The organism is Pseudomonas sp. S12(2018), assembly GCF_024355235.1.
GTDB lineage: Bacteria > Pseudomonadota > Gammaproteobacteria > Pseudomonadales > Pseudomonadaceae > Aquipseudomonas > Aquipseudomonas palmensis.
Genome location: NZ_QLAD01000012.1, coordinates 114,854 through 117,906, shown reverse-complemented (window position 1 = coordinate 117,906; position 3,053 = coordinate 114,854). Strand labels below are relative to the sequence as shown.

The following is a 3,053-nucleotide window of genomic DNA, read 5'->3' as shown; positions in this document are numbered from 1 at the left end:
TTAATCAGCTGGTCATGGTCGTCGTAGGCGTAATGCAGCGTGCTGTGGTCGGGACGGATGTGCTGCAGCAGGTTGCTGCGCTCATCAAAGCTGTAGCGGTCCTGGCTACCGTCGGGGTGCACGTGGCGGATGATGTTCTTGCGTGCATCACGGAACAGCCATTGCTCGCGGCCATCGGGATGTACGACGCGGTAGGTATAGCCAAGGGCGTCGTAGTAGTACCAGGTTTCCTGGCCGTGGGCGTCGGTGACGTAGGTCAGGCGGATGTTCGGGTCCCACGCCAGACGGGTCTCGAAGCTGCCGTCATCCGCCCATTCATGAATCGCCTTGGCGTGCGGGCCTGTGCCATCCCACTCGAGGTTGAGGCCACGGCCGGTGCGGTCGGTGTAACGGGTGATCAGATGATGCTGATACTCATAGTGCCAGGCGGCACCGTTTTCATCCTGAGCCGCTACCAGGTCACCCGCGCCGTCGTAGTGATAGGCGCACAGTTGGCGCAGCGGCTTGCCATCGACCACCTGCCACACGCCCTGGATATGCCCCTGCTCATTCAGCAGGGTGCCCAGTTGCAGGTGCAACTTGCTCGGGTTGTCGTCCTGGTAGGTGTTGATATCGGACAGCACCGGCTGGCCGTTGTGGCGATGCTCGTAATGCAGCATGGCACCGGCACCGCTGCGCAGGCGAATGTGGGTCAGGTAAAAGCGCTCGCCGACCTGGGCATAGGTTTCGAACCGCTCCTGGCCCCGCACCAGGGTCAGCTGATGTGCACTGGTGCGCTTGAGGGTCAGGTATTCGATGGGGTCGTGGTGCCAGGTGTCGACCTCGAGCCACGGGAAGTCGTGGCTGCGTCCATCGCTGTCATGCAGCACCAGCCCCTTGTCGACCACATCGATGCAGGTGGTGAACTCGGTGATCCAGCGTGCGCCTATGGTGCCGCTATCCAGCGCGTCGAGCCGCGAGTTGTAGACCCGGGCCCAATCCACCGGGAACGGGCCGGACAACGCGAAGTCCTGATGAACGACGGTCTCGTCGCCGAGCACATGGCCGATGCTGTGGCCGGTACAGGGACAGATACCATTCTTGTCGGTATTGGGGGCCTTTTTGGCCCTGACCTGGCGGCTGACCACCTCGGTCGGGCCTTCACTGTGCATGTGCCGCGCCTGCTGGGTGACCCCGGGGCGAATGCTGGTGGCAACGCCGCGCCTGGCGGGGTGTGCCAGTACGGTTTCCAGCAGGCGGCTCAGCAGCCAGGCAATGCTGTTTTGCATGCCAGGGGCGCCCAGGGCTTCGAGGCGATCCGGCACCGACGCAGCCAACCCGTCGAGTGTGTGCACCAGCGGGCGCAGCAGGCTTTCCAGCGCCTCACCGAAGTGGCTGGCGACATGGTTGTAGGCCGCCTTGAGGTTGCCCTCGGAGGCATTGGCCAAGGCCGACAGCGCCAGGCGCCAGGCGTCAGTGCTCAGCAGCGAGTCGTACAGCGCCGCCTGGGTCATCTGGGTGCGTGACAACTGGTGGCTGGCTGCGGCGTCGAGTTGGCCCCGGGCAGCGGCTTCTATGGTCCTGGCCAGCGTGGTGAACAACAGGCGCGCGGTGTCGGCGGCCTCACCGAGCATGGCCGGCAACTGGGCCAGCGCCTCGCGTACGTAGTGTTCCAGGGCGCCGCGGATGTTGGCATGCAGGTGGCCGTCGATGATCTCCAGGATCACCGCGCCGATGTTCGCCCCCGGGCGACGGCGCAGGGTCTGGCGGGTCAATTGCAGCACCGGGCGCAGCACCATGCGCGCCTTGGCCAGGCCTGGGGGAAACGGCACTACGCCGATCAGGTTGATGCCCAGGCTGACCCAGTCGAGCGGGTCGGGGGACGGGCTTTCCAGCAGCGTGAGGATGTCGATCAGTACATCCACACCGGCCAGGGCATTACAGAGCACCGGCACATTTTCGCCGGCCTGGCGCAGCAGTTGCAGGTTCACGAGGCCGTAGGTGATCTCGCGCAGCCAGTGGTCGACAGAGGCGGCGGCAGCGCCGAGGTCTTCACTGAGCAGGGTTTCGAGTGGGGCAATCGCAATCTGGATCTCACGCTCGCTGGGCGCGGACGCTGTGGGGGAAGCAGACATCGGGAATAGCCTTCCTAGGCAGGGGCGAAGCGCCCTGGGTGGTCCATGAAGGCAAAGGGTACGAGGGCAAGGAATTCTCAGATATGGAGAAACTTCCTGGAGTTGTGTGGGATGTGTCACATAACGATGTAGATGCCGCGGATATACACCGGCACCGGCAGGCGGTCGAAGCCGCGCACGAACACCACCTGCTCGGCGCGACCGCCGATGTAGCCCAGGTTGACGCCAGGGGCCCGGGTGAACGTGCTGGCGACAGTTAAGACAGTACTTTTCGTACAGTGCCTAGAGCGCCCCATCCAGCACGTCACCTACTTCCCATTGACTTGCGTTGCCTACCTCCAATGTTTGGAACTTATGTGGCAGGTGCTGACAGCTCGAGCGCTGCATTTATCGTCACTTCAGTTTTCTACAAAGCCAAGCTCCCCATTGCGCGGCTATGTGCGTTTCCGATCTGGCATCTCGCCCACATACCAGTGGCCTCCATTGGGGAAGTCCAACGTCACAGACTGTTTGGACAACACTGGCCTCTGTCTATACTTTGCCTTGTAGACGGGTTGCTCCGTAGGATTGTCTGAGTTGAGCCATTTCTTAATGGAAGCGTCGGTAGAATTCAGCTCAATCAGACAGAAGTCAAAATCTGAATTATTTGTCAATTTGAATAGAAGATTTTTTGGATCTTCAGGTGGCGCAGTTAAGGAATCGGCGGTCGTCGCTATAAACCTTCCGCCGGGGTAGAGAACGAAGTCATAAATGGTTTGGGGCGAATTCAATGGGGATTTTGTACCCGTGGTGGGGTCGTTGAATTTTTGGTAGTGAAAATAATTGATTTTACCCTCCATTTCGTTTTGGAGTTGTACGCTGTAGGATGTTGCGCTGGAGATTTTTGCACTCATGATCGATGCTCCCAGGATAGCCACGCGGCTTTGTGTTCCTAGATAG

The 3,053-nt window shown here is 60.7% G+C and carries 3 protein-coding genes; all 3 read right to left on the bottom strand.

The genetic code is table 11. The features are described from left to right. Positions 1-2,114: DUF6531 domain-containing protein (locus DN388_RS24055; RefSeq protein ID WP_255002495.1), on the bottom strand; the 2,114-nt coding region annotated here is incomplete at its 3' end. A gap of 116 nt (positions 2,115-2,230) precedes the next feature. Continuing rightward, positions 2,231-2,410, bottom strand: a complete 180-nt coding sequence (locus DN388_RS24050) for a hypothetical protein (protein WP_043860514.1) — start codon at positions 2,408-2,410, stop codon at positions 2,231-2,233. A gap of 138 nt (positions 2,411-2,548) precedes the next feature. Then, the coding region (locus DN388_RS24045; protein WP_255002491.1) for a hypothetical protein at positions 2,549-3,053 on the bottom strand (505 nt) is incomplete at its 5' end.

What these genes read in the sequence shown, in the direction of transcription:
- DN388_RS24050 (WP_043860514.1), bottom strand. Translation starts at nt 2,410, where the DNA reads ATGGGGCGCTCTAGGCACTGTACGAAAAGTACTGTCTTAACTGTCGCC.